The organism is Halalkalibacter krulwichiae, assembly GCF_002109385.1.
In the GTDB taxonomy this organism is placed as follows: Bacteria; Bacillota; Bacilli; order Bacillales; family Bacillaceae_D; genus Halalkalibacter; species Halalkalibacter krulwichiae.
The window spans coordinates 2,560,771-2,587,444 of sequence record NZ_CP020814.1 but is presented as its reverse complement, the minus strand read 5'-3'; the positions used below and the strand labels follow the sequence as shown (position 1 = coordinate 2,587,444).

The following is a 26,674-nucleotide window of genomic DNA, read 5'->3' as shown; positions in this document are numbered from 1 at the left end:
AGGAGGGATTCGATGGCAAAAATTATTAAATTGGATGATGCGTTATCTAATAAAATCGCAGCAGGAGAAGTCGTCGAACGTCCTGCTTCTATTGTAAAAGAACTAGTAGAAAATTCATTAGATGCAAATAGTACGCACATCGTAATTGAAATGGAAGAAGGTGGATTGTCTTCGATTCGGATTGTTGACAATGGAGATGGAATAGCAGAAGAGGATGTAGAAACGGCTTTTTTTCGTCATGCAACAAGTAAAATCCGAACTGATCGAGATCTTTTTCAAATTGCAACGCTTGGATTTCGTGGCGAGGCATTACCGAGTATTGCCTCAGTTTCAAATGTTAAATTAAAAACTAGTACTGGAAACGGTCCTGGGACTGAAATTGAAATAGAAGGCGGCCTAATTATAAGCAAGAAAGCTGCTACTGCTAGAAAAGGAACAGAGGTCATTGTTACAAACTTATTTTACAATACACCTGCGAGATTAAAGTATTTAAAAACGGTTCATACCGAAGCGGGGAATGTAAGTGATATGATTAATCGACTTGCGATGGCGTATCCTGAAGTCGCGTTTGAATTATATCATCATGGAAAAGAAGTGTTACGCACATCTGGTAATGGCGATATCAGGCAAGTGATTGCCTCTATTTATGGGAGAAATGCAGCAAAAAAAACGGTCTCAATCTCAGGGAAATCGCTTGATTATGAGATTAGTGGATATGTGGCTATACCTGAGTTAACTAGGGCTTCAAGGCAATACATGTCGATATTCGTTAACGGACGGTATATTCGAAATTATGCATTGGCAAGAGCAATCCAAGATGGCTATCACACGCTGTTGCCAATTGGACGGTACCCACTAGCAGTTCTATCTATCAAAATGGATCCGAAACTGATAGATGTCAATGTACACCCTTCGAAATTAGAGGTAAGACTTAGTAAGGAAGAAGAACTTGGTCAATTAATAACAAAATCTATTAAAGAAGTTTTTGCAAAACAAACCCTAATTCCATCTGCCGATACGAATAAGAGAACGGAGTTTCAAGGGTATAAAAGTGAGCAAGTTTCATTGGATTTTGACCATATGAATGAAAGGGCGACCGATACGAGTGAGGGTCAAGTAAAGGAAGAATCAATTGACCAAATGGAACGTCAACCTTTTGAAAAAGAGCTAAACATCGAGTATGTATATAAAGATGAAGTCAATAACGGTAAAAAGCAACAATCGGAACAAAGTCACTCAACAACGCAATCGAGCTTTCCACAGTTCGAAAGTGAAGCTCAACCTCAAGTAGAAAAACAGGTTGAACTTGATCAAGAAGTAAGTTCCAATCAAGGAATAAAAGTTGAATCAGAAGTAGAGCGAATTCCAGCATTGTACCCTGTTGGTCAAATGCATGGTACGTATATAATTGCTCAAAATGAGACAGGAATGTATTTAATCGATCAGCATGCGGCTCAGGAACGTATTAAGTATGAATATTTTCGTGATAAAGTAGCTGAAGTTGATCCAAAGGTTCAAGAACTTCTATTACCGATTACGTTTGAGTTTACTTCTCAAGAAGTGGCCATTATCAATGAGCATATTGACAAATTAAATGACGTTGGTGTGTTCCTAGAGCTTTTTGGCACGCAAGCGTATATTGTTAGAGCTCATCCCACGTGGCTGCCAAAAGGCCATGAAGAAGAAACCATTCGAGAGATCATTGAGTACTTGCTGGAATACCGCAATGTTGATATAGCAAAATTGCGAGAAGAAGCAGCCATTCTTATGTCTTGTAAAGCAGCAATAAAAGCAAACCGTCATTTACGACAAGATGAGATGTTTGCTTTGTTGGAATCATTGCGCAAGAGCAGTGATCCATTTACTTGCCCACATGGGCGACCGATCCTTGTTCATTTTTCAACCTATGCACTTGAGAAAATGTTTAAACGAATTATGTAAGGCATTATAATGATTGAGGTAGAAGAATATGATTGTGACAACCGTTAGAAAAAATGCAGATGTCTTAGTGGAGAAAGCTAAGGATTGGAACCGAGTATTAAGTGGCCAATTAGTTAATCGTAACGATCGCTCTGTTCAAGATTTAATAAATGAATATAATGAAGATGTTTTAGTAGTTGGAAGGGATAAGGTTACCTTACATTCTGTTAATGGTGGCGAACCGTTCTTTTACCATCCTAATTCAGCAATGTTTCGAGTAAAACAATTTCTAAAGACAGGTTATGATCCATTAGTTCAAACAGCTCAATTGCAACGAGGGATGTCGTTTCTAGACTGTACACTAGGGCTAGGGTCAGACAGTCTCGTTGCACAATTAGCTGTGGGAGAACAAGGGCTTGTTCGTGGAATTGAAGCCAATCAAGCCCTTGCTAATCTTGTCCGTCACGGTCTTCAAACATGGCAAGAAGGTCAGAAAGAGATGTTAGATGCTATGAAACGAATTGAAGTGATCCATGAAGATCATTTTTCATATTTAGCATCTCAACCTAGTAATAGCTTTGATATAGTCTATTTCGATCCGATGTTTGACACACATATTTCAGATTCGAGCGGCATTCAAGGTTTGAAGCAATTCGCCTGTCATGATGATCTTGATGAACATGTAATAAAGGAAGCTCTTCGAGTTGCTAAAGAGCGCATCGTGTTAAAAGATCATTACTTGAGTAAACGTTTTAAACGGTTCGGCTTTGAAGTGATTAAGAGGCAACATGCTTCTTTTCATTATGGATGGCTTGATAAAAAGACCTGAATAAATGTTTGAATTTATGGAAATAGGGAGAAGATGATGAAAGAGAAGTTAATTGTAATTGCAGGTCCAACGGCGGTAGGGAAAACGGCATTAGGTGTTAAGCTTGCTAAAAAGTATCAAGGTGAGGTCATTAGTGGTGACTCGATGCAAGTGTATAAAGGAATGGATATAGGAACAGCTAAGGTCACGCCGGATGAGATGAATGGAGTCGTACATCATTTAATTGACATTTTGGAACCAAATGAGGCCTTCTCAGTTGCTGATTTTAAGGAACGTTGTACGCCTTTAATTACAGCGATTAATCAAAAAGAGAAGCTTCCGCTTATTGTTGGTGGAACAGGGCTGTATGTGAATTCAATCATTAAAGGTTATGAATTTGACTCTAAGCCTACAGACGAAGATTATAGGCAAGAGCTTGAACAGCTAGCTTTTACTATTGGTAAAGATGAATTACATAAGATGTTAGAAAGAGAAGATCCCAAAGCTGCTCAGTTGATCCATCCTAATAATGTTCGTCGAGTTATTCGTGCGCTAGAAGTGACGAGAGCAACTGGAAAGCCCTTTTCATCTCAGCAAATAGAAGAACAGGGAGAATCCAAATATGATGTTGCGATAATTGGCTTAACGATGGATAGAACAAAACTTTATGAACGAATAAACATGAGAGTGGATTTAATGGTGGAACAAGGACTGATCGAAGAAGTTAGGTCTATATATGACAAAGGAATTCGAGATTGTCAGTCTGTTCAAGCAATTGGTTATAAGGAAATCTACGACTATTTTGAAGGACGATACTCTCTTGAGGATGCAATTGAAACGTTAAAGAAAAATTCAAGAAGATATGCTAAAAGGCAGTTAACATGGTTTCGTAACAAGACAAACGCAACTTGGTTTGATGTTACTAATGGACTAAGAGAAGAAAGTTTTCAGGAAATTTGTTTATTTATAGAAGGAAAATTCCCATTTATCTCGAAATAAAGAGAGAGTCAATTAGAGGAGGACACCCCGATGAAACAACCTATTAATATTCAAGATCAGTTTTTAAATCAATTACGTAAAGATAACATCTCAGTAACGGTGTTTCTAACAAATGGTTTTCAAATTCGTGGTTTGATTAAAGGGTTTGATAATTTTACGGTCATTTTGGAGACGGAAGGAAAACAACAACTTGTTTATAAGCACGCTATTTCAACTTTCGCACCTCAACGCAACGTTCAGTTAAAATCTGATGACAGTGAATAAAGATAAGCGCTCTATTAGAGCGCTTTTTCTTTTTTGTAAGTTAACTGTTCTCTCGCTAGAATGAGTTCATTGATTTGCTCTTGCGAAAAAGATTCGACCGTTTGTAAGTAACGATTAAGTGAAAGGGGAGTAGTGTAACCAATTGTTGCAATTAAATTTTCTATTTGATTTTTGCGAATAAGTGTGGAGAGAATAAAAGTGTTTCTAAGAGTTTGAGCACTAATTCCTTTTCGTAAGCTTGCACGTTTTACTTCGGTTCGTACCATTTTTTGAATTGCGATCATTGACATTCTTTTTGGTTCGTCATTGTCATAAGACCAATGAAATGTTTTGCGTTTAAAATCAAATGCTACAATAAAAGGATCATTGCTATAATAGCGTGGACGTACAGGTTCAGGAATTGTCTTGAAATAAGTATAAGCAAGTTGCTTATCTTCTTCCTTAAGCTTTATGGTGCGAGTTTCTATGGTATCAAAAATCAGAAGTTCATTTCGTTCAAATTTAAGGTTATTCATTGAAAGTTCGTGGACTTCATGAAGACTAAGGCCATAGTGTAGGAACAATCGAACGATAAATTCGTTTCTTTCTTTGTAAAATGGGAATGTTTCTATTTGTTGATCCGATAAACTGTCAGTCGACCGCATTGTTTTTAATAATTGTTGTTCTTCCTTTTTGGTAATCCAATCTGATGGTTCTAACGTTTCGGCTACTAATTCTGGAGGATCAATCAGCTCAATTGGCGCTAGTTCCGTTTGGTGATGTGATTTTTGATAACGATGCAATTGTCTTAGCACACTATGAATACGCCTCACTGTCCGAATATGATAGTTTCTTTTTTCTACTAACTCACTAAAAAAAAGTTCTAGTTCTTCTTTTGTAATCGTTTTCCAGTCGATGGAATCAGTTGTTGCTCTTTTTTTGTGTAACCAAAATGAAAAATCATTAAGGTCATATAAATATCGTTTAATTGTTGAGGGTTTTCTGCCTCTTTGTCTTAGCTCCGCAATGTAATATTCAATAAATGAAGGAAACAAGTTGTTCATCTTAAGCCCTCCTTGTTCCTACTTTATTTGACTTTAATGTGTGAATTCCTGCTTTGAATATGGTAATTTAATCATTTCTAATTGGATTCCTATAGATTACTTTTCTTCCAACAGGGGGAATGTAAGAAAAAAAAGGGCTGATTTGATTTTGTAGAATAAATGGATTTTTATTCCAGAGATCATGATTGTACCGTGGTTGACATTCCCTTTTGTTGGGAAGAGAACAGTGAAACGATATTGGCCAGGTGTCTTATTTATGAGTTTATTTTTATTTGCTGAAGGAATCTTAGCTGAAAAACGCAATTGGTGGAGGTTTTTTGACACAAGCATTCCAAATAGCGTTTTTGTTTATGGATTTTTAGATATTCTTAAACGATTTGAATATGCGTGGTTAGTTAAAATGAGTAAACTGCAGCTTTCACTTTGTTTCTTTCTCAAATCTTTTCTAATGTACATTTTTCAATATTTATCAGAAGATCATTGAGGATGGTGTTGTCTTATAGTTCGGGGGAAAATATAATAACATCAGCAAATAGCCTTGAGAGATAAATAATTCTCTCAAGGCTATTAAAGTGATAGCAACAGGCCCGAATCAATATATCATGATAAGATGTTGACTTCGTCTATAAGGAAGCATGAATTCTTTTTATCAAGCGTAAGATGGTACATATAATCAAAAAACGTTATCTTTAGAATGGGTGTTTGTCACATGTTCGCCCATTTTGCGTATAGTAATAAAAAGGAATTCATATCGTGTTAAATGGGACAGCAAAGGGGTGTACATCATGAGTAACCCGGTTAATTCCAAAAAAAGAGGACGAATTAATGTCGTTTTAAATCACAAGCCGATTACAAGCCACAGTCACAATAATTCATTGTTTACAACAGAACAAGAGAAGGAAGAGCATGAAGTTCTTGCGAAGTTTGAACGGAAATTAGAAGAATACGTTGGCCTTGAAGAAGTTAAACGGCTCGTAAATGAAATATATGCATGGTTGTATGTGAATCAGGAGCGGCAACAGCAAGGGTTAAAAGCTAGCAAACAAGTACTGCATATGATCTTTAAAGGAAACCCAGGGACCGGAAAAACAACAGTTGCACGAATCATTGCAGGCTTTTTACATGAGATGGGAGTGCTTTCGAAAGGTCATTTTATGGAAGTGGAACGCGCGGACCTAGTTGGGGAATACATTGGTCATACTGCTCAAAAGACGAGAGAAGTGTTAAAAAAAGCTAACGGGGGGTATTATTTATAGATGAAGCGTATTCACTAGCTAGAGGAGGAGAAAAAGATTTTGGTAAGGAAGCAATTGATACGTTAGTGAAAGCGATGGAAGATAATCAACATGATTTCGTACTAATATTAGCTGGATACTCAAAAGAAATGGAATATTTCTTATCATTAAATCCTGGCTTACCTTCGCGTTTTCCGATTGCAATTGACTTCCCAAATTATACAACAGATCAATTAATGGAAATGGTTCGGCGAATGTTAAATGAAAGGGAATATGAACTTACGAAAGAAGGAGAATATCATATAAAAGAACATTTAAAACGTATTAGACAAGAACAAGAAAGAACGTTCAGTAATGGTCGATATATAAGAAACATCATAGAAGAAGCAATACGCATGCAGGCTGTACGCTTATTAAAAGAGAATCAATTTGATAAGGCATCACTTTTAATGATCAAAAGAGAAGATTTTAATTTTAATTCTTCTCATGTTAAGTTAAATTAACTATAGAAAAGCTGATCGCTTACGTTCAGCTTTTCTTTTTTTGCCTTGTTCGTGGTATGATGCGTATTGAAATGTTAGCTAGAACAAATAGTAAAGATAAGAATTCATGAAAGGACGTGATGGTTTTTGCAAGAAATAAATCATCGTGAAACAGAAAATGTTGTTTTAATTGGTTGTCAACTTGAGCAAGATGACCTTTCCTTTGAACGATCAATGGATGAATTAAAAAGCCTTGTTGAAACAGCAAAAGGAGTAGTTGTAGGTACATTAACTCAAAAACGGCAGAAAGTTGAACCTTCTACATATATCGGCAGAGGAAAAATAGAAGAGTTGTTAGTTATGCTCGACGAAAAACATGTCGATACAATTGTTTTTAATGATGAACTTTCACCTAGTCAAATTCGGAATGTCCATACAAGAACCAAAACAACCGTTGTCGATCGAACGCAACTAATTCTTGATATTTTTGCTCAAAGGGCGAGATCAAGAGAAGGGAAGCTTCAAGTTGAACTTGCACAGCTGTCATATTTACTACCTCGTCTTGCTGGGCAAGGATTGGCACTTTCTAGACAAGGAGGGGGAATTGGTTCGAAGGGTCCTGGAGAAACGCAACTTGAGTCAGACCGTCGCCATATTCGTCGAAGAATGGATGAAATCAAGCATCAGCTTGAAGCAGTTGTCGGCCATCGTGAGCGTTACCGGGAACGTCGTAAACAAAATGAAACATTTCAAGTCGCGATTGTTGGGTACACAAATGCTGGTAAGTCAACGATCCTAAATCGGTTAGCGGAAGTGGAAACATTGGAAGAAAATCAATTATTCGCGACACTTGATCCAACTACTAGACAATTTAATTTGCCAAGTGGAATGAAAGTTCTCCTCTCGGATACAGTAGGTTTCATTCAAGATCTACCAACAACTCTTGTTGCTGCATTCCGATCGACGTTAGAGGAGCTACAAGGGGCAAATATGCTTTTACATGTAGTTGATAGCTCAAACCCTGACTACATTCAACATGAAAAAACCGTGAAGAAATTAATTAGCGAATTAGACGCTGAAAGCATACCTCAATTAATCGTGTACAATAAGATTGAGCAGAAGGATCCGGACTTCTTTCCAAATCACCAAGAAGATTCAATTGAAATAAGTGCCTTTGATCAAGAAGATTTACTTAGCTTAAAAGAAGCAATCGAGGAAAAGTTAATGGAGCAAATGACAGAATATCATGTGCGTTTAAGAGCCGATGAAGGGCGTCTTCTGTCAAAATGTCGAGAAATGACGGTTATAAAAAAACAAGAGTGGGATGAAGAAATAGAACACTATGATATAAAAGGATTTGTATTGTCTAATACAGCATTAGGACATGAATTACGAATCCGCTCGATTGTAGAACGAAAGTAGAGGGAAGAAAATGTTGAAACTAAAGAATAAAAATGAATTACTAAACTTACTAAGTGAAACGGAAATACAAATTAGAGAACATCATCAGGAAATTGAGGAGACTGCCTTTTTCAATCAAGCAAAAGTAATGGAAGCTTTTCGCAAACACCAAGTATCCGACTTTCACTTCACCCCTTCTACAGGCTATGGTTATGACGATATTGGCCGAGATACACTTGAAATCATTTATGCTGAAGTGTTTGGGGGAGAGGCTTCACTTGTTCGCCCTCAGATTATATCAGGAACTCATGCGATTGCAACTGCATTATTTGGAGTGTTAAGGCCTGGAGATGAACTATTATACATTACAGGCAAGCCTTATGATACATTGGAGGAGATTGTAGGGATTCGTGGAAATGGAAACGGCTCTTTAAAGGAATTTCAAATTGGGTATGAAGCGGTACCGTTATTAGAGAGTGGCTGGATTGATCAGGAGACTATCGGAAATAAAATAAATGACCGTACAAAAGTGATTGGAATACAACGTTCAAAAGGGTATGGTGATCGCCCTTCTTTTACTGTTGGACAAATTGAGGAAATGATAGAGTTTGTTCGTTCGATTAAAAAAGATGTTATTGTATTTGTAGATAATTGCTACGGTGAATTTGTTGAAAAGAGAGAACCGTGTGAAGTAGGTGCTGACTTAATGGCAGGTTCACTGATTAAGAACCCTGGTGGCGGCATTGTGAAAACGGGTGGTTATTTAGTTGGAAGAAGAGACTTAATTGAACTCGCTTCTTATCGTTTAGCGGCTCCGGGGATTGGAGCGGAAGGTGGCGCAAGCTTATATAGTTTGCTTGAAATGTATCAAGGTTTTTTCTTGGCGCCTCATGTAGTCTCACAAGCTCTAAAAGGAGCTGTGTTTACAGCTGCTATGCTTGAGAAAGCTGGAATGAAGACAAAACCTACCTGGAGCGAACGAAGAACGGACCTCATTCAATCTGTCCATTTTCCGACAGCAGAAAAAATGATTGCATTTTGTCAGGCGATTCAAGCTGCATCACCAGTTAATGCTCATGTCTCCCCACAACCAAGCCCAATGCCTGGGTACGAAGACCCTGTTATTATGGCGGCAGGTACTTTTATTCAAGGAGCTAGCATTGAATTAACTGCGGACGGTCCGATTCGACCTCCATATGTTGCATATGTTCAAGGTGGACTAACATATGAGCATGTGAAAATTGCTGTTATTCAAGCACTTGATTCAATTTATCAAGTAAATTGATAGATTTTTTAACGAGTAAAATAATGAATTAGTCTGTTTTCTTCTGCTGTTTGTGAGGTAATTTGACAGCGGTTGACACGGTACTTTGCTTCTAGTAACATGAAGATAGTTCATTTTCTGAAAGCTTTGAACTCACTCATTTTGAATACATAAAAGCTTACTAGATTATCGTTTAATTATTAGTGAAAAAGGTAATGTAAAGAAGTGAACAAGCAATCACTTGTTTTTCTAATATTCTTTCAATTTAGAAAGGGGAATACATAGTATGGCAAAATTTACTAGGGAAGATATTCTTAATAATGCAAAAGAAGCTAATGTTCGTTTCATACGTCTACAGTTTTCTGATTTGTTAGGAACAATTAAAAATGTTGAAATACCAGTTGACCAATTGACGAAAGCTTTAGATAACAAAATGATGTTTGATGGGTCATCAATTGAAGGATTCGTTCGAATTGAAGAATCTGATATGTACTTATATCCAGATTTAAATACATGGGTTATTTTCCCTTGGACTCCGGAAAAAGGCAAAGTAGCTCGCTTGATTTGTGATGTTTATCTGCCTGGAAAGCCAGGAGAAGAGCCAACACCATTTGCAGGTGATCCTCGTGGAATATTGAAACGAGTTTTAAAGGAAGCTGAAAAAATGGGTTATACTTCTTTCAATATTGGACCAGAACCTGAATTCTTCTTATTTAAGAATGATGAGAATGGAGAGCCAACATTAGAGCTTAACGATAAAGGTGGTTATTTTGATCTAGCTCCTACAGATTTAGGGGAAAACTGCCGTCGTGATATTGTACTTGAGTTAGAAGATATGGGCTTTGATATCGAAGCTTCTCACCATGAAGTAGCTCCTGGTCAGCACGAAATCGATTTCAAATATGCAGATGCTATTACGGCATGTGACAATATTCAAACGTTTAAGCTTGTTGTAAAAACAATTGCACGTAAGCACGGCTTGCACGCAACATTTATGCCAAAACCGCTATTCGGTGTGAACGGATCAGGTATGCATTGTAATATGTCCTTATTTACAAAAGAGGGAAATGCTTTTTATGATGAAGGTACTGACTCTCAATTAAGTGAAACAGCTATGGAGTTTTTAGCGGGAATTTTAAAGCATGCTGAAGCTTTCACGGCAATTACCAATCCGATTGTTAACTCTTATAAGCGTCTTGTACCAGGTTATGAAGCACCAGTTTATGTTGCTTGGTCGATGCGTAACCGCAGTCCGTTGATTCGTATTCCTTCATCTAGAGGCGTAAGTACGCGTGTTGAAGTTCGTAGTCCTGACCCTGCTGCTAACCCATATTTAGCTATGGCTGTTATGCTAGCTGCTGGATTAGATGGAATCAAAAAGAAATTAACACCACCGCCAGCTACAGATCGTAATATTTATGTCATGAGCAAAGAAGAGCGTATTGAAGAAGGAATTAACGATCTTCCAGCTACTTTAAAAGAAGCAGTTGATAAACTTGTTCAAGATGACGTTATGGTCAAAGCTCTTGGAGAGCACGCGGTAGAGAATTTCGTTGAAGCAAAAGAGATTGAGTGGGATATGTTTAGAACGCAAGTACATCCGTGGGAACGCGACCAGTACATGCAAAATTATTAAGAAAAGAGAACCCTTGACACTACTGGTGTTGAGGGTTTTTCTAATGTGGGTGATTAGAGTAATTAATGTGTTGCTTGTTTGTGACCACCCACGAAACACCATAAAAAATGATTGGTTTAGCTTAGCCATATAATCTTCAACTAGCGTACCCTGGAATTGATATGAACAAAGTGAGAGCATCACTTAAAGGGAATAAAGTAGAAGTGAAAGAAGAAGTCATAAAAAAAAGTAGTTAATCCAGTTGTAAAAGGGGTTCAAACGTCTTCCCAACGTGTTTTAAGAAATGTTAGCCAGAGGATGTAGCAGCATAACCTTATGATTATTGAAATAGCAAGGCCTTAAGTATTAAATGCAATTAAACAGGTAGGAAGCTTGAAGTGAATAATTTTAAAAAGAGTAAAGGACTCCTTTGAGGGCTTTACTCTTTTTAAAATTATTCTAGATTGTCAATAGCGTATTGTGCTTCTTCTGGAGTGAATTTCTCTCCGTATTCCGAAATTAATTGGTCATAAATTGCTGCATCCGACATGGACATAGTCTCGGCATAACTTTTTGCTTTTTTCAGTGCGTTTTCTTTCCAATCAAAATCAATATTATCAATAGCGTATTGGGCAGCATCTTCAGAAAAGTTTTCCCCATATTCTGATACTAATTGATCGTAAATACCTGCCTTTGACATATGCATAGTCTTAGCGTATTGTTCTGCTTTTGTTAAAGCGGATCTATATTCCCTCGGAACATCATCTTCTTCAGCAGGCTCTTCCGTAGGTTCAGTTGCTTCTTCACTTACTTCAGCTTCCTCTGTTACAGGATTTGTTTCAGTATCTGTTGTTGTGTCATCGCCACTTGCAAGGATACCGATAATAAGTAATACAAACAAAACTACAATTCCTAAACAACCAAACTTAAATACTTTTTTCAATATAATTGCCCCCTTTATTTCAAATCAATTTCAACATTACTATGATATAGTAATTAAACTTCTGAAAAAAGGATTGGAAAAGTTTTACTTTTTTGGTTGATATTATAAATGAAACTCCTTCTAAGAACCAATCGTATGATAAACTCTTTCCGATTGGATTAGATCTAAAAGAAGTAACTAATAAACAATGGTTGTTCCAGTAACAATTTGGGAAGATGCTTGAGTTGAACAACAAACAATTTACTTTAATTATTTATATCGATCTTCTCCCTGCAAACTCCCTTGGAAATATGAAGAGATTAAACTGCTCGTGAAAGGTTATACATTTCTATTATTTGTGGAAAAAACTTAAATAATGTATATATCACATTTGATTTAATAAAGAATCCTCATTGTTCATAAGTGGAACAACCGGTAGCGGAAAGAGTACACAGCTAAGAAGTATTAGAATGTATGGAAATATTAAACTCCTCTCCGTAGAGAGACGTTCGAATAAACCCACACAAATAGAAACCTTGATACGATATGAAGAACTCATTTCATTCATATTGTTTTTAGCAGGTTTTTATTAACATGTGACACTATATAATAGGAAGAAACATGTTTAGATTGCAAGTACATCCGTGGCGACGTGACCAGTACATGCAGAACTATAAGAAGAAAGAACCCTTGACACTATTGATGTTGAGGGTTATTCGTCATGTTTAACAAGGACAATCATAGACTAGCATTAAGGAGAGGGAAAGAACAGTAGTGGGAGGGGAAAAAATGGAACGAGATGTAGCGTCAATGTCACGGTTTGCTTTTTTAATTCTAGCAGTCGTGAATGCAGTCTTAAATTTATTGGGATATCAAACAATCTCAGAGCAGTTTGTCAATGACGTAGTAGCAATCTTGTCGGGAGTTTATTTTATATGGGCTGGTTGGAAAAATAATTATCTTAGCAAGAAGGGTATAAAGCAAAAAGAGGTGTTAAAGAAGCATAAGTTACATTAGTCAAAAGGGATGACCAAAAGCCCAAAAATAATGAAGCGATAATCGTAGTTTATTTTGTTCGCTTATTTGTAATGATGCTTTTAAGTCACCCTTTAACATGGTGTAGGTGTTTTCTCGTGGGGTGATAAGTACATACCATGTTAGGTGTAGAATAACCAAAATAATCAAATTCTATTACTTTTATTGAAAAATCGTACATTTCAATCCATTTTTTGAAAAAAGAGGCCGGATAATAGAGTTTTTCTAACGAAAAATCGGACCGTAACAACGATTGATGCAAAGCATCCATTACGAAAATATACTTTGCTTTCTGCGGGCGGCTGGTGAGTACTAGTATAAAAAAATAGTAGTACAAACCATGATCTTTGTTTGTACTACTAGCATGTTTTTACATTTATTTAAGAAATTTCAATATTAATGAAGTGTACGGAACACACCAATTACTTTACCTAGAACAGTAACTTCTTTTAGTAAAATTGGATCCATTGTTGCATTTTCTGGTTGCAATCGAATGTAATCCTTTTCACGGAAAAAGCGCTTAACAGTAGCTTCGTTTTCTTCTGTCATTGCCACGATAATGTCACCATTGTTGGCCGTTTGCTGTTGACGAACAATAACCATATCTCCATCAAAAATACCAGCTTCAATCATACTGTCACCTTGGATGATTAAGACGTAAGCTTTATCGTCTGAAACAAGATGCTCTGGTAAAGGTAAATAATCTTCAATGTTTTCAATGGCTGTAATCGGCAAACCTGCTGTTACTTTACCTAGAACAGGAACGTATGTAGTCTTTCGATCAGGCTGAACAATTGTGTCCTCCTCTAAATCTAACACTTCAATTGCTCTTGGTTTTGTAGGATCTCTACGTATGTAGCCTTTTTTCTCTAAACGTGAGAGGTGTCCATGAACGGTTGAACTTGAAGCAAGTCCAACTGCCTCTCCAATTTCTCGTACAGAGGGCGGGTACCCTTTCTTCTTTACTTCAATTTTTATAAAATCTAGTATTTCGAGCTGACGCTTTGATAGTTTTGACACTTCCCTCACCTCACTTTTACTTTTCTAATTATTTAAATTGTATCATGCGAACATATGTAACGCAAACGTTAGTTCTAAAATTAGTGTTGACACAAACGAGTGTTCGCATTAAAATAAAAAAACGAACAAACATTCTGTCGAGGTGAATTACAGTGATTAGACGATTTACAGGTCAAGAAATTTTTATTATTTTTTCTGCTCTTTGTGTGTTAATGTTTATGTACGTAACGATTATCATTTCTGCTCCTATGCAGGAAGTGATTGATAATATAGAAGAACCAATTATACAAGACGTAGTTGCTGAGCAAGAAGAAATAACAGAACCCTTTTATGCTGTAGTAGAGACAGTGGAGGATGAACATGAATAAAGGCATAATTTATTGTCGAGTTAGTACAGAAAAAAGCGACCAAGAATCCTCTCTTAAAAGGCAGGCAACTGAATTAACTGCATTAGCGGAACAATTTGAAATTAATATTGTCGATATTATAGAGGAAAAAGCAAGTGGGTATGACGTTGATCGAGAAGGAATGCTTGAGATTTTAACAATATCATCCAAAGAAGATGTTGATTTTTTGTTAGTTCAAGATGATACAAGACTAGGAAGAGGACATGCAAAGACTGCATTGCTACACCAGTTAAGGAAAAATGGTACAAAGGTTTTAACGGTGCAAGATGGTGGTGAATTGACTCTTTCAGAGGCAGATGAGATGGTCCTTAATATTGTTTCAATCGTAGAAGAGTTTCAGCGTAAAATACATAATAGTAAAATAAAAAGAGGCATGAAAACGGCTGTTCAAAACGGTTTTCGCCCTGAGAAAAACTTATCGAACAAGGCAGGGGCAGGACGGACAAAGAAGGAAGTACCAATTGAAGAAATCGTAAGACTTAGAAAAATGGAATTAACATTTCACGATATTGCTGCCACTTTAAGAGGTTTTGGTTATGAAGTTTCAAAAGCAACAGTGCATAGGCGTTATTTAGATCATAGAAAACGAATGGAACGTGAGACATAATAGTTGAAAACGATAGATCATTGCTGTAAAGTAGGAAAATGAATGTTGTTGAAAGTAGGTGCAATGTATGCTATCAAAAGAGAAAATAAATAGAATTAATGAGTTATCTAAGCGTGCCAAATCAACTGGACTAACGAAGCAAGAAGAGAAAGAGCAACAGACATTAAGAAAAGAGTATTTGGACACTTTTCGAAATTCTTTCAAAAATCAGCTCCATAATGTTACAGTCGTTGATGAAAATGGAAACGATGTTACGCCAGATGCACTTAAGGAAAGCAAGAAAAACAAAAATAAGCATATGCATTAGACAATACGTTTATAGAATAATCATTAATGGCTCAAGTGTACATCAACTTGAGCCATTTTTTCTTCAAGTTCTTTCTGAATGCTTGTAAGAAAAAAGGATAAAGTATAAGATATAAACATAGCATTTAGATTAAGCTAATTTGGAAGGTAGGTAGAAGAAAGTATGACGAATCAAGTAGAACAGTTAGCTGTAAACACGATAAGAACACTATCAATTGATAGTATTGAAAAAGCAAATTCTGGACATCCGGGTATGCCAATGGGTGCTGCTCCTATGGCCCTCAGCTTATGGACTAAATTTATGAATCATAATCCATCCAACCCTGATTGGGCTAACCGTGATCGTTTTGTTTTATCAGCAGGTCATGGCTCAATGCTTCTATATAGTTTGCTACATTTAACAGGATACGATTTATCAATTAATGACTTACAATCATTCCGTCAATGGGGAAGCAAAACACCAGGACACCCAGAGTACGGCCATACACCAGGTGTAGAAGCAACTACTGGCCCGCTTGGTCAAGGTGTAGCGATGGCTGTTGGGATGGCTATGGCAGAACGTCATTTAGCGTCTACATATAATAAAGAAAATTATGAAGTAGTAGATCATTATACATATTCTATTTGTGGAGACGGTGACTTAATGGAAGGTGTATCCGCAGAGGCCGCTTCATTAGCAGCGCATCTGAAACTAGGTCGCCTAATTGTTTTATATGATTCAAACGATATTTCTCTTGATGGTGATTTGCATCTTTCGTTCTCTGAGAATGTAGAAGAGCGTTATAAAGCTTATGGTTGGCAGGTTATTCGTGTAGAAGATGGTAATAACCTTGAAGAAATAGGACAAGCAATTGCAGCAGCAAAGCAGGACGAACGTCCAACGTTAATTGAAGTGAAAACGGTTATTGGCTTTGGTTCTCCAAATAAATCTGGAAAGTCTGCATCTCACGGTGCTCCACTTGGCAAAGATGAAGTAAAGCTAACTAAATCAGCTTATGAATGGGCTCATGAAGAAGATTTCCATATTCCGGCTGAGGTACGTGAGTTTTTCGCTGCAGTAAAAGCAGAGGGCGAGAAAAAAGAACAAGAATGGAATCAATTATTTGCACAATATAAAGAAGAGTATCCAGAGCTTGCAGCGCAATTTGAAAGAGCGACTGCTGGTGAGTTACCTGAAGGTTGGGACTCAGAAGTTCCTGTTTATGAAGCAGGTTCAAGTGTTGCGACTCGCTCTTCTTCTGGTGAAGTGTTGAATGCTCTTGCTAATTCAGTACCAGAAGTATTTGGTGGTTCAGCTGATTTAGCTGGCTCAAATAAAACGTACATGAAAGGACTTGGAGATTTTTCACGTGACCATTATGAAGGACGTAACATTTGGTTTGGTGTTCGTGAGTTCGCTATGGGAGCTGCTATTAATGGAATGGCTCTTCATGGAGGCTTAAAAGTCTTTGGAGCAACATTCTTTGTTTTCTCTGATTACTTACGCCCAGCTATTCGTCTAGCGGCATTAATGAAATTACCTGTCATTTATGTTTTCACTCATGATAGTATTGCTGTTGGAGAAGATGGACCTACTCATGAACCTGTCGAGCAACTGGCTGCATTGCGAGCAATGCCAGGATTATCTGTTATTCGTCCTGGAGATAGTAACGAGACAGCAGCTGCTTGGAAAGTAGCAATTGAAAGCAAGGATACACCAACAGCTCTTGTTTTAACTCGTCAAAACTTAAAAACATTAGAGCAAACAAAAGAATTAGCATATGAAGGCGTGAAGAATGGTGCTTATATTGCTTCGAAATCAAGTGGAGAAGTAGATGCATTATTACTTGCTTCTGGTTCAGAGGTCCCTCTAGCAGTTGAAGCACAAGCTGTATTAGAGAAAGAGGGCATTCATACAAATGTTATCAGTATGCCAAGCTGGGATCTTTTTGAGAAACAACCACAATCTTATAAAGACGAAGTGATCTCGCCTAATGTCAAAGTTCGTCTAGGTATTGAAATGGGTTCTTCTTTAGGATGGGCGAAATATGTAGGAGATCACGGGGACGTAGTAGCAATCGATCAATTCGGAGCTTCTGCACCTGGTGAAAAAATTATGGAAGAGTACGGATTTACAGTTGACAACATTGTTGCCAAAGTAAAAGTACTATTACAAAAATAAATTCAAATGACTCAATCCAACTACCACAAGTGTTGGATTGAGTCATTTTTTATTCGTTTCGTCTATCAATTTTGTTGTTCGACAAAACTAGTGGGAATCTGCTCCTTTTTAAGACAATCATTTTAATAGACTTTTCGTATAATAGAGAAAATATAAAGTATGAGAGGGTGTCCTTGATGAGGCATTATGAAATCTATATTATTGAAGAAGATGTTGCTCGTCAATATTACGGACAGGAATCAAAGCTGTTTTATTTATTTCTTGAACATGAGAAGGCGAAGGGACCACAGAAGCAAATCATCCGAAAACAAATTGAATACATCACTAAGCCTATTCCAACTCTGCTCTTACAACAAAAAGTAAAGCAAGATTTGACCAAGAATGATGGATATCGAAGAAAGAAAAATACACATGTTATTGAAATACAAGAAAGAGATTCCAAAGCAGAGCTTGTAATTAGTTCTGATGCGCTTTATGTAACGGCGGAGGGTTCTTTTGATGTAGAAACAATCTTTTTTGAAATTTTAAGAAAGTGCGAACCTTCCTTTTTTGCTTGTTCATTAGAAGATCATCGTTTTGGTTGGTTAAAACCGCTAAAACAAGAAGATATCCTTAAAACCAATCAAGTCTAATTCCAAATAAAATGATATTTTTCTTAAGTGCTTTTAAATCGCTTGTCATTAAGATATAATAGATAAGGTTGATTCGGATTATACGGGTCAGGTTTAGTTAGCACGAAGGAGGACGTTGGACTTATGTGGATTCATATTCTTGGGTATACAATAGCTGTTTTAGCCGGTGTCGCAATTGGCTTCTTTATAGCACGTAAGACGATGATGTCTTATTTGAAGAAGAACCCACCGTTTAATGAACAAATGCTACGCGTCATGATGATGCAAATGGGACAAAACCCATCTCAAAAGAAAATTAATCAAATGATGAAAGCTATGCAAAAGCAACAATCTAAATAATTTAGACGGATAAGCACCTCAGTCAGTTGAGGTGTTTTTTCTGTGGCTTATGTTCCGGGAATCGAAATTTTTTCAGGAGATTAAAGGGTTTACAAAGGGAAATGCCGAATTACCGTATGGCCATTAACTGTTGTCGAACGGTGTGGTGTGTGCATAGATTTAGAAAGTGTATAACTCTAGATAAAAAGCTATTTGATAAGTAGTTGGTCCCATTTATTTAATCATGGTAAAAATATAAATTAAGTGCAACTGTACTAGAATCAATTGAAATAACCCAGTAGTACTAAAAGTTCATTTTCATTGCTGGGCAGAGGTTACAATGGTTGGTTGCGAGCTTAAGAAAGGTGAAGAGTTTGTGAGTGTATTTAAAGATCTTTGGTGGTTCTTTTCTCAGGAAAAAAAGGCATATGGAATTGGAATCGTTATTTTAGCATTTGTTTCTCTTTTTACTCTTGTCCCACCATTAATTGTAGGTGTCATTGTCGATCACATTGTACTTGAAACTCTAACAGGAAGTATATTGTTAATGTGGATCGTTGTGTTGTTAGTAGTTGGGTTACTAACGTATGTTCTCCGCTATGTATGGAGGATAATGATTTTTGGTGCTTCCATTAGGTTAGCAAGGCTGTTACGTAATCGTTTATATGTGCACTTTACTAAGATGTCTCAACGTTTTTATCAGCGTCACCGTACAGGAGACTTAATGGCTCATGCGACGAATGATATTCGGGCCGTCCAAATGACAGCTGGTCAAGGTGTTTTGACATTAGTTGATTCTTTAACAATGGGGAGCTTTGTGATTATTACGATGGCAACGACAATTAGTTGGAAACTGACTCTTATTTGTTTAATTCCCATGCCATTTATGGCGTATTTAACTAGTTATTATGGAACTTTATTACACAAGCGTTTTCATCATGCACAGTCAGCGTTTTCTCAATTGAATGATAATGTGCAGGAAAGTATAACAGGGGTTAGAGTAGCCAAAACATTCGGACAGGAACAGGATGAGATCAAACGATTTAAAGCAAAATCTCAAGAAGTTGTAGATAAGAATGTAGCAGTCGCGAAGATTGATGCACTGTTTGATCCTACGATTTCCTTAATTGTTGGAGTTTCATACTTTTTAGCGATCGTATTTGGCGCAAGGTTTGTCATTGGTGGTGAATTAACGATTGGTCAGCTGACTAGCTTTACCATCTATTTAGGATTGTTAATTTGGCCTATGTTGGCCTTTGGGTGGTTATTTAATATTGTCGAACGGGGGAGGGCTTCAAATGATCGTATATCTGCTTTATTATCTGAAAAGCAGGACATAACAGATCATGAGGTAGCAACAAACGAGAACGTAACCGGTGATGTAACAGTGGAAATTGATCATTTTACGTATCCAGGCAGTGAAAAAGCTACACTTACCGATATTGCTTTTAAATTAGAACAAGGAAAGACGCTTGGAATTGTTGGGAAAACCGGAAGTGGGAAATCAACCTTAATTCGAATACTTCAACGTGAATATGACCTTTCTAATGGCGTTATCAAAATAGGAGCTAAACAGGTGCATGAGTATCGACTCGATGATTTAAAAAAGACATTTGGACATGTGCCGCAAGACCACTTTTTGTTTTCAGCTACAATAGCCGATAATGTAGCATTTGCAAAACCGGAAGCGTCCATGAATGAAGTTATTGATAGTTGTAAACTAGCTTCCATCCATGATGATATTATTGGCTTTCCAGAAGGTTATGCAACGATTGTAGGAGAACGTGGAGTTACTTTATCAGGCGGTCAAAAGCAAAGAATTTCGATTGCACGAGCGCTTCTGCCTAATCCGAATATTTTAATTTTGGATGATTCTCTCTCGGCTGTTGATGCGAAAACTGAGGAGACGATATTAGATGCTCTCCGTCAAAATAGATCAGGCAAAACGACAATTATTACAGCTCATCGTTTAAGTGCAATAAAGCATGCAGATCTTATTCTCGTACTTGATCAAGGTAAAATTGTTGAGCGTGGTACACATTCTGATTTAATGGAAAATGAAGGATGGTATCAAAGAATGTATGAACATCAACAGTTAGAAGAGTTAGTGGAACAAGGAGGGCGGCGTAATGCAACATAAGGATCAAGTTTTAACGAATAAGGAGCAGCGTACGATACTTAAACGTTTGCTTAGTTATACAAAAAATCATATTAAATCATTACTCGTTGCCTTTTTTCTCCTAATTGTTGCAACAGCAGCTGAACTGGTAGGTCCAATTTTAATTAAGATCTTTATTGATGATTATTTAACGCCACGTCAATTTCCATTCGAACCGTTATTATGGTTAGCGATCTTTTACATTGGTTTGCATTTGAGCTCTGTCGTCATTAATTACTTTCAAGCCTATATGTTTCAAAAAATCTCCTTGAAACTTGTTCAAGAATTACGGGTGGATGTGTTTACTAATGTGGAACGTCAAGGATTAAAATTCTTTGATCAAACACCAGCTGGAGCATTAATTTCTAGAATCACCAATGATACAGAGTCCATTAAGGAATTCTACCTTACAGTACTAGCGAATTTTGTTCAAAATATCTTGTTTTTAATTGGGATTTTTATTGCAATGTTTTATTTGAACCCAACGCTGGCTCTTTTCTGTATTGTGTTATTACCGCTAATCTTTGGGCTGATGCAATGGTATCGAAAAATTAGCTCGCGCTTGTATGCGGATATGAGTGAGAAATTAAGTGTGTTAAATTCAAAGATGAATGAAACAATTCAAGGAATGTCCATTGTACAAATGTTTCGTCAGGAGCGTAGGTTACGTAAAGAATTTAGTGAGGTAAACGAAGAGCATTTACAAGCTGGTATGAAAACGATGAAGCTCGATGGTTTGCTTTTAAGACCAGCAGTTGATTTAATCTCAATTATGGCACTCATTTTAATTTTAAGCTTTTTTGGGATCACATCTTTTATTGGTCCAGTTGAAATCGGTGTATTATATGCTTTTGTCAATTATATAGATCGTTTCTTTGAACCGGTCAATCAAATGATGATGCGTTTGTCATTGTTTCAGCAGGCGATTGTTTCAGGAGGACGTGTATTCAAACTAATGGATTATAAAGAATATGCTCCTTTGCAGCAGGGTGAGTACTCACCTTCTATTCATAACGGCGAGATTGAATTTAAGGATGTTTCTTTTTCTTATGATGGTAAGAGCGATGTCTTGAGAAATATCTCATTCACGGTGAAAAACGGTGAGACTGTTGCGTTAGTTGGTCACACTGGTAGTGGAAAAAGTTCAATTATTAATGTATTAATGAGGTTTTACGAGCTCGACCGTGGACAGATTACGATCGATGGTCAGCCACTTGAAACATTTTCTAATAAGGAATTAAGAGAGAACATCGGTCTCGTTTTGCAAGATCCCTTTCTTTATACCGGTACTATTTCTAGTAATATTCGATTAAACCGAGATCATTTAACGGATCAACAGTTAAAAGATGCGGCACAATTTGTCAGGGCGAATGAGTTTATTGAAAAATTACCTAATACCTATCAAGCTGAGGTGACAGAAAGAGGATCGACTTTTTCTAGTGGTCAAAGACAACTACTTTCATTTGCTCGAACGATTGTTTCAAATCCCAAAGTATTAATTCTAGATGAAGCAACAGCGAATGTCGATACAGAGACGGAAGAAGCGATACAAGATACATTAAAAAGGATGGCTAATGGTCGTACGACGATTGCGATTGCTCATCGTTTATCAACGATCAAAGATGCCGATCAAATTATAGTGCTTCATAAAGGAGAGATTATGGAAAAGGGAACTCATATGGAACTCCTTCAACTTAAAGGTTTGTATCATAAGATGTATTTGCTTCAAAAAGGGGCTGAGTTAGAACAGGCTCAACTGTAAAAGAAGCTGGGACAAATGAGTTTTTTTATTAAAGAAACTGAACGTAATAGGTGTTAGTATCGCTTTCGGAATACAATTCGCTTTCCGCGAACAGCTGGTGAGGCTCCTCGTGCTAATGCACTGTGGAGCCTTACCCTTGTCTTTTGATCTAGCATGATCTACATATAGTTCCTCCACTAAGATGTCATGATTCGAATTTCAAATAAAACAGTTATAATGTAATTTAATTGAAAGAGGATAAGCTTTCCTGTATCTTTAATAGAGAAAACACCTTCACCGCGTAAAAGAGAAAGGGGTGAACAGCTTGAACGACATCTATGTCTGGATCACGTCAATTGGAGCTGTTGTGATGGCAACCTTTGCGCTTATCCTTCGATTAAGGGCAACAAAGAAACCAGCTTCTGTACGAAAGATTATTATTCCACCAATCGCGATGTCTACTGGGTTTTTAATGTTTTTATACGAGCCAGCAAGACCGGCGTTCATACAAGTAATCGAAGCTGTTGCGGTCGGAATCATATTTTCTGTTCTATTAATTAAAACATCCAAATTTGAAATTAAAGAGCAGCAAATATATTTAAAAAGATCAAAAGCATTTGCCTTTATATTAGTTGGCTTACTGCTTGCGAGAATTTTATTTAAATTAATCATTGGAGATGCTATTAACATTGAAGAGCTAGCGGGTATGTTCTTTTTACTTGCATATGGCATGATTATTCCATGGCGGATATCTATGTATGTCAGTTTCAAAAAAATAGAAAAAGAACTTCAAACAAAGGTGAAATCCAATGCTGTAACGCTAAATCCTTAAGTATAGAAGGATTTAGCAGAAAAGAGGTTGTAGAAAAGGCCTTATTAACCCTTTTTTACAACCTCTTTTCTTTGTATTGCCTATGATGTTTCTAGTAAATCTTGATACGGGCTCATGTCAATGTTTTTTTCTTTCAGCTTTTTCTTAAGGAATTTATGGTCACGCTTGGGCGTAGCTAATATATAGCCGCGGATAATATAATCAAGTGTTAATTCCTCAATTTTGTCATTATAAGCTAGTTCACCTATTTTGCCTGCTATTTTCCCTTTTGCTACATCACGAAATAGTTCAGGAACGGGTTCTACGAGATCATTTAATAATTCGCGCTGTTCATCTTTCCAAAGGTGTAGTGTCTTTTCAATATAATAGTCTTGCCAATCAAGAATTGATTTGCCGTCTTCTTTAGGGAGCCGCTTTAGAAACTTTCTAAACATAAAATAGCCACCAATGAACATCACCGTTATTAAAAAAATAGTCCATAAGACAATGAACCACATAAACCAAGTAGGCATAATCCTCACCTCTGCTTTTCTTCCTTATTATCCTACCATAAAAGTATTCAACTCGCTAACAGAACAACTAGATTCCATTAAAAGTCATAGAATGGTATGATTAATAGTTGAGGTGAATAAAAAATGAGTTATTTAATTAGTTATGCGTTTCATATGCTTGTCTCTGTCTTATTCTTTTTATTAATTCCTTTTCCGTTCTTAATCAAAGGGAGTTTATTGGACGAGCCTGGTAGATTTCAACTTTTATTGAAAATCTATAAAAAGGTCATATGGGCTGCTCATGGTGGTGTAGTGATTGCGATTGTCTCAGGTTTTCTTATGACAACGCAATGGTTTACGATCTGGTTTATGATTGTTGTCCTCATTTGGCTTGCTTTAAGTGCATTTTTAGGAATGACTGCTAAGATGGTTCGAGTTATTTTAGAGAGATTAGGTGGAAATCAAGATGCAAAGGATGAAATAGCAAAATTACGTCTGTATAGCTTCCTATTAATGATTTCTATTTTATCAATGTTTTTAATGAAGATCGTCATGTACATATAACGCAGCTTATAGTTGAAAAAAATCAGGTGCTATTGTGAAAATACACAAATGTTTTTAATGAGGTTTTGTTTTGTTAACAATGTCAAGTGAAGATAAAGTGTCTATACTATTAATAATAGGATGGATAAATAAGGAGGATTTGACATGTTAATTGGAGTACCAAAAGAAATTAAAAACAATGAGAATCGTGTCGCAATGACTCCTGCTAGTGTCATGACATTAGTGCAAGCTGGACACCAAGTAATAATGGAACAAGATGCCGGATTAGGTAGCGGATTCGATGATATTGCCTATATTCAAGCGGGAGCAGAAATAGAAGTTGATCCTTCTGTTATATGGCAAAAAGCTGATATGGTTATGAAAGTAAAGGAGCCACTTCCATCTGAATATCGGCATTTCCGTGAAGGGTTAATCTTATTCACCTATTTGCATTTAGCGGCAGAACCTGAGTTAACTAAAGCGTTAGTAGATAAAAAAGTGAACGCAATTGCTTATGAAACTGTTCAAGTTGGAAGAACACTTCCATTGCTGACACCGATGAGTGAAGTTGCGGGTAGAATGGCAGCACAAATTGGTGCACAATTCCTAGAAAAGACAAAAGGTGGTAAGGGGATTCTCTTATCAGGGGTTCCGGGTGTTAAGCGTGGAAAAGTAACGGTAATTGGTGGTGGGGTAGTTGGGACGAATGCTGCTAAAGTTGCCATGGGGCTTGGAGCAGATGTGACAATTATTGACTTGAGTCCGGATCGTTTGCGCCAATTAGATGATCTTTATGGAACAGATATTCAAACATTAATGTCTAACCCCTCAATATTGCAGATGCAGTTGCAGAATCTGATTTAGTCATTGGGGCTGTATTGATCCCGGGTGCCAAAGCACCAAAACTTGTTACAGAGGAAATGATCCAATCAATGAAACCAGGTTCTGTTGTAGTCGATGTTGCGATTGATCAAGGTGGTATTTTTGAAACAGTTGACAGGATTACAACCCATGATGAGCCAACATACAGAAAGCACGATGTTTTTCACTATGCTGTCGCAAACATGCCTGGAGCTGTTCCACGGACTTCAACGATTGCTCTAACGAATGTTACAATCCCTTATGCTTTGCAAATAGCTAATAAAGGGTTGAAGCAGGCACTTTTAGAAAATCAATCTTTACAACTTGGTTTAAATACAGGAGCTGGCTTAGTCACATATGAAGCAGTCGCTACTGATCTTAGTTATCCATATGTACCAGCGAAAAATGTATTGGAACAGATGTAACAGTGCTATAAACGTGCTTAATGATCGGGGGTGAGGAGATTTCACACCCCTTTTTCTTGGCTGTTTCTTTTCACTTCATTATTGGCTCCTTTTAATTAAAAAGGCGTTATTTGCTTGATCCATCCCTATTTTAGGGTAATAATCGATCGCATCTGGTGCTGAGAGGAGAACAAGATTACATTGTTCGCCAATAGCAATGTGAGTTTGTTCAAAAAGTGTCTTTCCGACTCCTTGCTTTTGATAGTTAAAGCGAACAGCAAGATCAGACAAATAACAGCAATAAGAAAAATCTGTGAGAGAGCGAGCAAGACCTATTAATTCATCATTTTCCCATGCTGTGATTAATAAATCTGCTTGGTCTATCATCTTTTCTAGCCTTGGTAAGTCATCTATAGGCCGCTTTATTCCAGAGTCCTTGAACAGATCAGCCATTTGTTCTGCTGTAATTCGTTCATTTACTTTGTATGTAACCATAGGAAGCCCTCCAACTCTTTGTTAAAATAAATTAATACATTGATCGTACTATGAGTTGTCTTAATGATCAATCATCTCTACTTATTTTATTGAAAGGAAGAAAAAAATGGAAAAAGAAGAAGTATCTCTACTCTTGCAACAGCTACGGAATAAAGAAATTGAATCATATCTCGTATCAAAAGCAGACTTCCATACATTTCGTGTCATACTTTTACAACAGGAAGATGCCATCGACTTTCGAGGGAATGCACAGCATGGAGGACAAACAATTTATACATATGAGCCAGGATGGACAAAATAATAGTGATAATAATGAAGGTTTGTTCATACAGATAGGGTATATATTTTTTAAGGCAAGTACCTGTTCTTGGTAAATGGGTACTTGTTTTTTAATGAAATGTAATAAGGGGAAACGCCCGCTCCTATTGTGATTTTTAGGAGTGGGCGTTTTGAACCTCTATGCAATATAGGCAGACCCTACAATTACTAGCAAAATGAATAACACGACAATCAGAATAAAGCTATTAGCTCCTGTAAAGTGAGACATTGAAATTCCTCCTCTGCTAAATTGCTACACCTTATACGTATGCTTGAAGAAAGAAATGGTGATTGTTAATTTAATTAGTTATGATACAAAATTCGACCAATTTTGTAGGGAGGAAGGGTTCTTCTTTTTTATATAGAACTAATAATGGATCTTATTTTATTTT

At 36.9% G+C, this 26,674-nt stretch carries 26 protein-coding genes and 2 pseudogenes; 22 read left to right on the top strand and 6 right to left on the bottom strand.

From position 1 onward, the window contains the following. Positions 1-12 precede the first annotated feature (12 nt). From mutL to hfq, 4 genes are read left to right on the top strand one after another with little or no spacing between them, the layout of a single operon-like run. Positions 13-1,941, top strand: a complete 1,929-nt coding sequence (gene mutL / locus BkAM31D_RS13075) for a DNA mismatch repair endonuclease MutL (RefSeq protein ID WP_066150001.1) — start codon at positions 13-15, stop codon at positions 1,939-1,941. A 28-nt stretch (positions 1,942-1,969) separates the two neighbouring features. Next, positions 1,970-2,749, top strand: a complete 780-nt coding sequence (locus tag BkAM31D_RS13070) for a class I SAM-dependent methyltransferase (protein ID WP_066149998.1) — start codon at positions 1,970-1,972, stop codon at positions 2,747-2,749. A gap of 36 nt (positions 2,750-2,785) precedes the next feature. Further along, positions 2,786-3,727, top strand: coding sequence for a tRNA (adenosine(37)-N6)-dimethylallyltransferase MiaA (gene miaA / locus BkAM31D_RS13065; protein WP_066149995.1), 942 nt, complete (start codon positions 2,786-2,788; stop codon positions 3,725-3,727). Positions 3,728-3,757: 30 nt separating this feature from the next. Continuing rightward, positions 3,758-3,991, top strand: coding sequence for an RNA chaperone Hfq (gene hfq, locus BkAM31D_RS13060; protein ID WP_066149992.1), 234 nt, complete (start codon positions 3,758-3,760; stop codon positions 3,989-3,991). 14 nt (positions 3,992-4,005) lie between these two features. Here hfq and BkAM31D_RS13055 read toward each other — a convergent pair whose 3' ends face one another. Further along, positions 4,006-5,034 (bottom strand): tyrosine-type recombinase/integrase, encoded by a 1,029-nt coding sequence (locus BkAM31D_RS13055; protein WP_066149989.1) that lies wholly within the window; start codon positions 5,032-5,034, stop codon positions 4,006-4,008. Positions 5,035-5,290: 256 nt separating this feature from the next. Here BkAM31D_RS13055 and BkAM31D_RS13050 point away from each other — a divergent pair, with 256 nt between their 5' ends. From BkAM31D_RS13050 to glnA, 5 genes and pseudogenes are all read left to right on the top strand, one after another. Further along, positions 5,291-5,518: a hypothetical protein gene (locus BkAM31D_RS13050; protein ID WP_066149986.1), complete on the top strand. Its 228-nt coding sequence runs from the start codon at positions 5,291-5,293 to the stop codon at positions 5,516-5,518. Positions 5,519-5,819: 301 nt separating this feature from the next. Continuing rightward, a pseudogene (gene spoVK, locus BkAM31D_RS13045) lies at positions 5,820-6,772 on the top strand (stage V sporulation protein K). Between the two features lie 126 nt (positions 6,773-6,898). Then, on the top strand, positions 6,899-8,173 hold the full coding sequence (hflX, locus tag BkAM31D_RS13040) for a GTPase HflX (RefSeq protein ID WP_066149979.1): 1,275 nt from the start codon (positions 6,899-6,901) through the stop codon (positions 8,171-8,173). A 10-nt stretch (positions 8,174-8,183) separates the two neighbouring features. After that, a complete protein-coding gene (locus BkAM31D_RS13035) occupies positions 8,184-9,437 on the top strand; it encodes a methionine gamma-lyase family protein (protein ID WP_066149976.1) in 1,254 nt (417 codons plus the stop codon). A gap of 265 nt (positions 9,438-9,702) precedes the next feature. Beyond that, positions 9,703-11,052: a type I glutamate--ammonia ligase gene (gene glnA / locus BkAM31D_RS13030; protein ID WP_066149971.1), complete on the top strand. Its 1,350-nt coding sequence runs from the start codon at positions 9,703-9,705 to the stop codon at positions 11,050-11,052. Between the two features lie 433 nt (positions 11,053-11,485). Here glnA and BkAM31D_RS13025 read toward each other — a convergent pair whose 3' ends face one another. Continuing rightward, positions 11,486-11,974: an Ltp family lipoprotein gene (locus BkAM31D_RS13025; protein WP_066149968.1), complete on the bottom strand. Its 489-nt coding sequence runs from the start codon at positions 11,972-11,974 to the stop codon at positions 11,486-11,488. Positions 11,975-12,742: 768 nt separating this feature from the next. Here BkAM31D_RS13025 and BkAM31D_RS13020 point away from each other — a divergent pair. Then, positions 12,743-12,970, top strand: coding sequence for a phage holin (locus BkAM31D_RS13020; RefSeq protein ID WP_066149965.1), 228 nt, complete (start codon positions 12,743-12,745; stop codon positions 12,968-12,970). Positions 12,971-13,384: 414 nt separating this feature from the next. Here BkAM31D_RS13020 and lexA read toward each other — a convergent pair whose 3' ends face one another. Then, the gene (gene lexA / locus BkAM31D_RS13015; RefSeq protein ID WP_066149963.1) at positions 13,385-14,008 is read right to left on the bottom strand and encodes a transcriptional repressor LexA; all 624 of its coding nucleotides are present in this window, start codon (positions 14,006-14,008) and stop codon (positions 13,385-13,387) included. A gap of 152 nt (positions 14,009-14,160) precedes the next feature. Between lexA and BkAM31D_RS13010 the strand changes: the two genes are divergently transcribed. The 9 genes from BkAM31D_RS13010 (at position 14,161) to BkAM31D_RS12970 (ending at position 23,170) form a co-directional block, all read left to right on the top strand. Continuing rightward, positions 14,161-14,376 carry a hypothetical protein gene (locus tag BkAM31D_RS13010; protein ID WP_066149960.1) on the top strand — a complete coding sequence of 72 codons (216 nt, stop codon included), beginning with the start codon at positions 14,161-14,163 and terminating at the stop codon, positions 14,374-14,376. Beyond that, entirely contained in the window at positions 14,369-15,022 is a 654-nt protein-coding gene (locus tag BkAM31D_RS13005) for a YneB family resolvase-like protein (RefSeq protein WP_066149957.1), read from the top strand. Before BkAM31D_RS13010 ends, BkAM31D_RS13005 begins: the two co-directional genes overlap by 8 nt. Before the next feature lie 67 nt (positions 15,023-15,089). Next, entirely contained in the window at positions 15,090-15,329 is a 240-nt protein-coding gene (locus tag BkAM31D_RS13000) for a DUF896 domain-containing protein (RefSeq protein WP_066149954.1), read from the top strand. 162 nt (positions 15,330-15,491) lie between these two features. After that, positions 15,492-17,489: a transketolase gene (gene tkt / locus BkAM31D_RS12995; RefSeq protein WP_066149950.1), complete on the top strand. Its 1,998-nt coding sequence runs from the start codon at positions 15,492-15,494 to the stop codon at positions 17,487-17,489. 176 nt (positions 17,490-17,665) lie between these two features. Further along, on the top strand, positions 17,666-18,121 hold the full coding sequence (gene sirA, locus BkAM31D_RS12990) for a sporulation inhibitor of replication protein SirA (RefSeq protein WP_066149947.1): 456 nt from the start codon (positions 17,666-17,668) through the stop codon (positions 18,119-18,121). 123 nt (positions 18,122-18,244) lie between these two features. After that, positions 18,245-18,460, top strand: a complete 216-nt coding sequence (locus BkAM31D_RS12985; RefSeq protein ID WP_066149944.1) for a YneF family protein — start codon at positions 18,245-18,247, stop codon at positions 18,458-18,460. Between the two features lie 355 nt (positions 18,461-18,815). Further along, entirely contained in the window at positions 18,816-20,579 is a 1,764-nt protein-coding gene (locus BkAM31D_RS12980; RefSeq protein WP_066151088.1) for an ABC transporter transmembrane domain-containing protein, read from the top strand. Further along, a complete protein-coding gene (locus BkAM31D_RS12975) occupies positions 20,569-22,359 on the top strand; it encodes an ABC transporter ATP-binding protein (protein WP_066149941.1) in 1,791 nt (596 codons plus the stop codon). The genes BkAM31D_RS12980 and BkAM31D_RS12975 overlap by 11 nt, the downstream gene beginning before the upstream one ends. A 304-nt stretch (positions 22,360-22,663) precedes the next feature. Beyond that, the gene (locus tag BkAM31D_RS12970) at positions 22,664-23,170 is read left to right on the top strand and encodes a CcdC family protein (RefSeq protein WP_084371978.1); all 507 of its coding nucleotides are present in this window, start codon (positions 22,664-22,666) and stop codon (positions 23,168-23,170) included. 80 nt (positions 23,171-23,250) lie between these two features. Here the strand turns inward: BkAM31D_RS12970 and BkAM31D_RS12965 are convergent, their stop codons facing one another. Beyond that, entirely contained in the window at positions 23,251-23,682 is a 432-nt protein-coding gene (locus BkAM31D_RS12965) for a DUF2621 family protein (RefSeq protein WP_371807160.1), read from the bottom strand. A gap of 123 nt (positions 23,683-23,805) precedes the next feature. Between BkAM31D_RS12965 and BkAM31D_RS12960 the strand changes: the two genes are divergently transcribed. Both BkAM31D_RS12960 and ald read left to right on the top strand, forming a co-directional pair. Then, entirely contained in the window at positions 23,806-24,225 is a 420-nt protein-coding gene (locus tag BkAM31D_RS12960) for a hypothetical protein (RefSeq protein WP_066149939.1), read from the top strand. A 144-nt stretch (positions 24,226-24,369) separates the two neighbouring features. Beyond that, a pseudogene (gene ald, locus BkAM31D_RS12955) lies at positions 24,370-25,490 on the top strand (alanine dehydrogenase). A 78-nt stretch (positions 25,491-25,568) separates the two neighbouring features. Here ald and BkAM31D_RS12950 read toward each other — a convergent pair. Next, complete coding sequence (locus BkAM31D_RS12950) at positions 25,569-25,964, bottom strand: GNAT family N-acetyltransferase (RefSeq protein WP_066149933.1); 396 nt, start codon at positions 25,962-25,964, stop codon at positions 25,569-25,571. 106 nt (positions 25,965-26,070) lie between these two features. Between BkAM31D_RS12950 and ykzS the strand changes: the two genes are divergently transcribed. Next, a complete protein-coding gene (gene ykzS, locus BkAM31D_RS12945; protein ID WP_066149930.1) occupies positions 26,071-26,265 on the top strand; it encodes a protein YkzS in 195 nt (64 codons plus the stop codon). 156 nt (positions 26,266-26,421) lie between these two features. Here ykzS and BkAM31D_RS12940 read toward each other — a convergent pair whose 3' ends face one another. Continuing rightward, positions 26,422-26,511, bottom strand: a complete 90-nt coding sequence (locus BkAM31D_RS12940) for a YjcZ family sporulation protein (RefSeq protein WP_066149926.1) — start codon at positions 26,509-26,511, stop codon at positions 26,422-26,424. Positions 26,512-26,674: the final 163 nt, after the last annotated feature.